General features: G+C 66.9%; 7 protein-coding genes. 4 read left to right on the forward strand and 3 right to left on the reverse strand.

Annotated features, from left to right (window positions below):
- Window positions 1–75 precede the first annotated feature (75 nt).
- Window positions 76–2,184 carry an AsmA family protein gene (locus tag VF662_RS05110; protein ID WP_464138525.1) on the forward strand — a complete coding sequence of 703 codons (2,109 nt, stop codon included), beginning with the start codon at window positions 76–78 and terminating at the stop codon, window positions 2,182–2,184.
- A 10-nt stretch (window positions 2,185–2,194) separates the two neighbouring features.
- On the opposite strand, the gene VF662_RS05115 is transcribed toward VF662_RS05110, so the two are convergent.
- From VF662_RS05115 to VF662_RS05125, 3 genes are all read right to left on the reverse strand, one after another.
- Window positions 2,195–2,866: an SDR family oxidoreductase gene (locus tag VF662_RS05115; protein WP_464138528.1), complete on the reverse strand. Its 672-nt coding sequence runs from the start codon at window positions 2,864–2,866 to the stop codon at window positions 2,195–2,197.
- Entirely contained in the window at window positions 2,866–3,801 is a 936-nt protein-coding gene (locus VF662_RS05120) for a ribose-phosphate pyrophosphokinase (RefSeq protein WP_464138532.1), read from the reverse strand. Before VF662_RS05120 ends, VF662_RS05115 begins: the two co-directional genes overlap by 1 nt.
- 63 nt (window positions 3,802–3,864) lie before the next feature.
- On the reverse strand, window positions 3,865–4,650 hold the full coding sequence (locus VF662_RS05125) for a LytTR family DNA-binding domain-containing protein (RefSeq protein ID WP_464138537.1): 786 nt from the start codon (window positions 4,648–4,650) through the stop codon (window positions 3,865–3,867).
- A gap of 167 nt (window positions 4,651–4,817) precedes the next feature.
- Between VF662_RS05125 and VF662_RS05130 the strand changes: the two genes are divergently transcribed.
- The 3 genes from VF662_RS05130 to VF662_RS05140 form a co-directional block, all read left to right on the forward strand.
- On the forward strand, window positions 4,818–5,318 hold the full coding sequence (locus tag VF662_RS05130; RefSeq protein WP_464138542.1) for a DUF2306 domain-containing protein: 501 nt from the start codon (window positions 4,818–4,820) through the stop codon (window positions 5,316–5,318).
- 38 nt (window positions 5,319–5,356) lie between these two features.
- On the forward strand, window positions 5,357–6,694 hold the full coding sequence (gltX, locus tag VF662_RS05135) for a glutamate--tRNA ligase (protein ID WP_464138546.1): 1,338 nt from the start codon (window positions 5,357–5,359) through the stop codon (window positions 6,692–6,694).
- The coding region (locus VF662_RS05140) for a hypothetical protein (RefSeq protein WP_464138548.1) at window positions 6,691–6,922 on the forward strand (232 nt) is incomplete at its 3' end. The genes gltX and VF662_RS05140, both read left to right, overlap by 4 nt.

Genomic DNA, 6,922 nt, shown 5'->3' on the forward strand with positions numbered 1-6,922 from the left:
GTGCCTATAAGGGGATGGGCAGCGGAAGGCAAGGCGGGTGCAGGAACCGCGTAGCCCCCGACATGTTTTAGCTTCATGTCCGAAACGACCGTGTCGCGTATCGACGGTCCGCAGCTTCGCCGCAAAGAGCTCGGCTCCAACCTCCTCGGCGCCGGCCTGTCGATTCTGGCGACCCTGATCGGTCTTCTCGTCCTGGCCTGGGCGATCCTGTTCATTACCAAGGGGCGGTTCCTGAAGCCCCATTTCGAGCGCTACATGAGCGAGCGGACGCTTCGGCACGTGAATGTCGCCGGCGACTTCCAGCTTTATCTGAACCCCATCAACATCAAATTCCTCGCTGAGGGGCTCACAATCTCCAACCCCGACTGGGCGAGCCGTGACAATTTCTTCGAATCGAAGCTGATCGACACCAACATCGCCACCTTCCCGCTGCTGTTCCGGAGCGACCGGCGGGTCAATTGGCTGAACCTCGTCGACGGCGACCTCGATCTCGAATGGGATTCGAGCGGCAAGCGTAACACCTGGACGATGGGCGATCCCGACAAGCCGGCCGAGCCTTTCGACATGCCGCTCATCCGCCGCGCCAGCGTCACCGGCTCCGATCTTCGCTACCGCGCGCCGCAGCTCAGGTTCCAGGCTGATTTGAAGTTCGAGACGGTGCGGGCGCGTGACGACCGCTTCGAGAGCGACATCCGCTTCTCCGGCGGCGGAAGCATGCGCGACAAGCCGTTCCGTCTGTCGGGAAGCCTGATGTCGCCGAACCAGACGGTGCGCGGTGGGCAGAACCGGCTTGCGCTGCAGGCGGTGGGGGCGGGGAACACGCTCGACGTCAGCGGCACCTTGCGCGGCGCCACCGACGTCGAGGGCGCAGCGCTGAAGATGCGCGCCCGGGGGACGAACCTTGCCTCCTTGTTCGAATTCCTGGGAGTCGTGATCCCCGACACGCGGCGCTATGCGCTGACCTCCAACTTCACCAAGCGGCGGGATACGTGGCGCTTCACCGGCCTTCGCGGCACGTTCGGCGACAGCGACCTCGCCGGCGCGATGACGATCACGATGCCGAGCAACCGGCTGAAGATCGATGCCGATCTGACGAGCCGGGTGCTGGACATCCTCGATGCGGGCCCTTGGGTCGGCTACGATCCCGAGCGGCTTGACCGGCTCGGGGCGAGCGGCGCGATCCAAAATGTCGGTGGGCGGCCGCGGGTGCTTCCGGACGCGTCGCTGAACGTCGCCGGGCTTCGTCAGTTCGACGCCCATCTCGATTATCGGGTCGGCCGGCTGCGGATGGAGAAGGCGCCGATCTCGAATATCGGCCTCAGGCTCGATCTCGACCGCAGCCTGCTGAAGCTTTCGCCGCTCACCTTCGACATCGCCGGCGGCCATCTCACCTCCGACATCATCATCAATGCCCGCGGCCGGCCGGTGAGGACGGACTACGACATCCGCCTGTCGCCGGTGCGGATGGGCGTGCTGCTGGCGAAGTTCGGAGCCGAGGATTCGGGTACGACCGGACGGATGAAGGCTCGGATCCGCCTCAGCGGCACGGGCGATTCGGTGCACGAATCGCTTGCCAGCGCGAACGGGCGGATCGCCGTGATCATGCCCGCCGGCACCTTCTGGACACGAAACGTGCAGTTGAGCGAGCTCGACATCGGCACCTTCGTGCAGAAGATGTTCGAGAAGCGCCTGAAGGAGCCGGTGCGGATCAATTGCGGCCTCGTCGCCTTCACCGTCAGGAACGGCATCGCAGCCGCCGATCCGATCCTGATCGACACCACCAAGAACGTGATCGGCGGCCGCGGCGGCTTCAGCTTCAAGGACGAATCGCTCAATCTCGCGATCGAGGCGGATGCGAAGACGTTCAGCGCCTTTTCCGCGCAGTCGCCGATCGGTGTCAAAGGCTATTTTGCCGCGCCGCGGATCGACCCGATCAGCGGCGAGCTGATGGCGCGGGCGGGCGCCGGCCTCGGCCTTGCCGCGCTTGTCAGCCCGCTGGCGGCGGTGGTCGCCTTCATCGATCCGGGCGATGCCGATTCGGTCCAGTGCGGCCCCGTCCTCGCCGGCGCCCGGGCCTACGCCCAGCGCGAGAAGGACGGCGGCAAGGTCGATGCGATCTCGAAGGATGCGAAAGGCGGAGACAAGCCGAAGAAGAAGCGGAAGAAGTTCCTCGGCATCTTCTAAGCCGATCGAGCTACCAGGGCAGCGCTTCGCCTTTGTGGTTGAGGAAGACGCCCTTTTCGTCTTCGCTAAGTCCATCGATCACCCGCCGGAGGGCGGTTACGCTGGCTTCCGTATCGAGGGTGCCGCCGGGGCCGCCCATGTCGGTCCTGACCCAGCCGGGGTGGAGCATTGCGATCGCGACCGGCTGCGCCCGCATCTCCACCGCCATCGAGCGCCAGGCCGCGTTCAGCGCGGCCTTGGACGCGCGGTAGGCGTTCCAGCCGCCGGAGCTGTTGTCGGCGATGCTGCCCATCTGGCTTGTGATCGCGATCATCTTGCCGCGTGCCTCTGCGACGACCTGAGCCAGATTGTAGGCGAGGAAGGTCGGCGCGACGCAATTGACGTCGAGCACCTCGATCCAGCCGTCCGCATCATCGGCGGTGATGCCGTCGGGGCGCGTCATGCCCGCATTGGCGATGAAGAGATCGAGCGGCCCTTCGATGCTTTTCGCGAAGCTCACGAGCGCGCCGTGGTCGCGCATGTCGAGAAACTGGACCTGGATGTCTCCGGGAAGCGCCCGAAGCTTCTCGGCCGCAGCCTCGTTCCGGACGGTGGCGATGACGCTCCAGCCGTCGTCGGCATATTGTCGCGCGAATTCCAGTCCGATCCCGCGCCCGGCGCCGGTGAGCAGCAGCCGGGGCATCAGTCGAACAGGCTCGAGACCGACGATTCGTCGGCGATCCGGCGAATGGCCTCGGCGAGGAGGGGGGCGATGGTGAGGATTCGGATCTTGTTCGTCGCCGCCGCCGCTTCGTGCTGCGCGATCGAATCGGTGATCACCAGCTCCGAGAGCGCCGAATTGTCGACTCGGGGGACCGCCGCGCCGGAAAGGACGCCATGGGTGCAATAAGCGACCACTTCCTCAGCCCCGCCTTCGCGCAGCGCCGCCGCGGCGTTGCAGAGCGTGCCCGCCGAATCGACGATGTCGTCGACGAGGATGCAGAAGCGCCCGGCGACGTCGCCGATGATGTTCATCACCTCCGATTCGCCTGGCCGCTCGCGGCGCTTGTCGACGATCGCGAGCGGCGCGTTGTCGAGCCGCTTGGCGAGCGCCCGGGCGCGGACGACGCCACCGACGTCCGGTGAGACGACCGTGATCTGCCGCCCGGCGAAACGCGCCTGGATATCGGCGGACATCACCGGTGCCCCGTAGAGATTGTCGGTCGGAATATCGAAGAAGCCCTGGATCTGCCCGGCGTGGAGATCGATCGAAAGCACGCGGTTGGCGCCGGCGACGGTGATGAGGTTGGCGACCAGCTTGGCCGAAATCGGCGTGCGCGGCCCCGGCTTCCGGTCCTGCCGCGCATAGCCGAAATAGGGGAGGACGGCGGTGATCCGCTTGGCGGACGCGCGGCGGAGCGCATCGATGCAGATCAGGAGCTCCATCAGATTGTCGTTGGCCGGATAGGAGGTCGATTGGATCACGAACACGTCCTCGCCGCGGACATTCTCGTGGATCTCGACGAACACCTCCTCGTCGGCGAACCTGCGGACGCTGACGTCCGTGATCGGCATTTCGAGATAATTCCCGATGGCCTTCACCAACGGAAGGTTCGAATTGCCCGACATCAACTTCATTCGATCATCCCTGGAAGCGAGGCGGAGGCGGCCGGCCCGGTCTTAGTGGCCGCCGCCCCGCTGTCAAACCTCTCGCCCGCCAGCTGAGCGCACCGCCTCGCGAACGGCCGGAAGATAGGCGCGGGAGACCGGCACCGTGTCCCCATTGGAAAGACGCAGGCGGGCGCTTCGGCCGTCGCGTTCGAGCGCCTCCATCGCCGCGAAGGCCACCCACCAGCTGCGGTGGACCTGCATACCCGCTGCGCCCAGCTCCGCGATCGCGTCGCCGAGCCGCATCAGGATCAGCGAAGAGCCGAGGCTGGTGACGGCCCGTACATAATGATCCTCCATCTCCAGGCAGAGCAGCTCATGGCCCAGATGCGGCGGTAGCCGGCGGAGGAAAGGCGCCGGCATCTCAACCGAGACTTCGGCCGACGGGGGAGGAGCAAGAGCAGGCTCCGGGTGAGCGGCCGCCCGATTTCGCGGGAACAGCAGCTGCATCAGCAGGTGGATCGACACGCCGAGCGCCGCCACCTGCAGGTAGAGGATCGGGAAGCGGTTTCCGAACCAGAAGGTGGTGACCCGCATCCCGCCCATCGCAAAGGCGATGAGGGCGGTGAGCGGAAGCGCCGCCACGAGGGCGGTGAGCACCACCGCCGCCCAGCGCGGCACCCGGCTCTCCTCCGTCACCCAGCCGGCCACGGCCGAAACGGGGCGGAAGATGCAATAGCCGGCGACGAGGAACCCGACCCAGTAAAGGAACCGCAAAGCCGGCGGTATCACCGCGCTCCCGAACGGCGCGATGAGGCCGAGCACGGCCCCCATCGCCGCCATCAGGAAGAGATCGATCGCAACGCGGCGAAGTGCCATCAGACGCGCACCTCCCGGACCGTTCGCGCTTCGTGAACGGGACGAATAGCGCGAAAGACGGGGCTCGCGAAAGAGCGGCGCCCGCTCGCGAAGCCTCGCTTGCAGGGGGACCGGCACCCGCCATGCTCGCCCCGATGCCGCCTTCCGCGGCGACGGAGACGATAGGAATGCCGGTGCTTTCGGAGTCGAGGAGCGGATGGCGGCCCATTGCGATGGCGGCCGCGGCGACCATGGTGGTGACGCTCCTCCTGTGGGCCCTTTCATATTCCGCTGGGCGGACCGAAGGCTGGCATCCCCCGTCGGGCGCCCGCGTCGCGCTTATGGTCCACCTCTTCACCGCCGTGCCCGCGCTTCCGCTCGGCGCCTACGTGCTGTGGCGGCCGAAGGGCGATGCGCAGCACAAGCTGATGGGTCGGATCTGGGCAGGGATGATGATGGTGACCGCTGTCTCCAGCTTCTGGCTTCAGAGCCTGCGCGGCGGCTTCAGCTTCATCCATCTGTTCGCCGTCATGACTCTTGTGGCGATCCCGTTGGCGATCTGGAACGCGCGGCGCGGCAATGTGCGGGCGCATATCAGCGGCATGCGCGGCGTCTATATCGGGCTCGTCGTGGCGGGCGTGCTCGCGGCCGCGCCGGACAGGACCTTGGGGCGGCTTCTCTTCGGCTGAGATTGCCGCGGGCGGAGGCGGCGCTTAATGCCGCGCGGATGAATGTCATCACCCGCTTCGCGCCCTCGCCCACCGGACGCATCCATGTCGGAAACATCCGGACGGCGCTGCACAATTGGCTGTGGGCGCGAAAGCATCAGGGCAAGTTCATCCTCCGGCTCGACGATACCGATCTCGAGCGTTCGAGCGAGGAAGCGGCGCAGGGCATCCGAGACGACCTCGCATGGCTCGGCCTGCCGCCGGACGAGGAGCACAGGCAGTCCCAGCGCTTCGCGCCTTACGAGGCGGCGCTCGAGCGGCTTCGGGCGGAGGGACGGGTCTATGCCGCCTACGAGACGGCGCAGGAGCTCGATCTCAAGCGCAAGGTGCAGCTGAGCCGGGGCAAGCCGCCGGTCTACGACCGGGCGGCTCTGTCGCTCGGCGCGGACGAAGTCGCGGCGCTCGAGGCGGAGGGGCGGCGGCCGCACTGGCGGTTCAGGCTCGATCATGATCGGGCGATCGAATGGAACGACCTCGTGCGCGGGCCGCAGCATTTCGATCCGTCCTTGCTGTCCGACCCGGTGATCCGGCGCGAGGACGGCAGCTGGCTCTACATGCTTCCGAGTGTGGTTGACGACGTGGATCTCGACATCACCCACGTCGTCCGCGGCGAGGATCACGTCACCAACACGGCAATCCAGGTGCAGATGTTCGAGGCACTCGGAGCGCCCGTCCCCGCCTTCGCGCACGAAGCCTTGCTGGTGGGCTCGGAGGGGAAGCTTTCGAAGCGGCTGGGCTCGCTCGGCGTCGAGGCGATGCGGGACGCCGGGATCGAGCCGATCGCGCTCATCGCTAAGCTGGCGCGGATCGGGACCAGCCAGCCGGTCGAGCCGGTCGCGGCGCCGGAGCCGCTGATCGAAAGCTTCGACTTCTCGTCCTTCGGGCGTGCGCCGGCACGGTTCGACATGGAGGAGCTTGCCGGCCTCAACGCACGCATCCTCCACCAACTCCCCTTTCAAGCGGTTGCGGACCGGCTTCCCCCGGGCATGGATGGCGAGGCGTGGGAGGCGATCAGGCCGAACCTCGCCACCGTTGCGGATGCCGCCGACTGGTGGCACGTGGTTGTGGGCCCGATCGAACGCAGGGACGCAGAGGAGGATCGCAGCTTCCTCGCCCAGGCGGCGGAGGCGGCGGAGCGGATCGACTGGGGCGGCAATCCCTGGGGTGCGCTCACCGCGGAGCTGAAGCGGAGCAGCGGCCGGACCGGGAAATCCCTCTTTCTCCCCTTGCGCAGGGCGCTGACGGGGCGGGATAGCGGACCCGAAATGGGGCCGCTGACGCTGCTGATCGGCAAAGAGCGGGCGTTGGAACGGTTGAGGGAAGGGTCGAAGGCATGATCTCTAGCAGAACGATCACGATGGCGGCTCTGGCGTCGCTGGCATTGGCGGCGTGCGGCGAAGCGGAGCAGCCACCGCCCGCAGTAACCGATCGGCTGCCCGCGAAGGTCTGCGATCAGGCCAAGCAGGCGCTGGACGAGCTCGGCCGCACCGGCAGCTTCGAATATTCCGCGGACGGAGTCGCCACGATCGACGAGGCGGCCTGGCTGCCGATGGCCGCCGAGCAAC

Origin of the sequence: Allosphingosinicella sp. (assembly GCF_036387215.1) — a bacterium.
Classification (GTDB): Bacteria; Pseudomonadota; Alphaproteobacteria; order Sphingomonadales; family Sphingomonadaceae; genus Allosphingosinicella.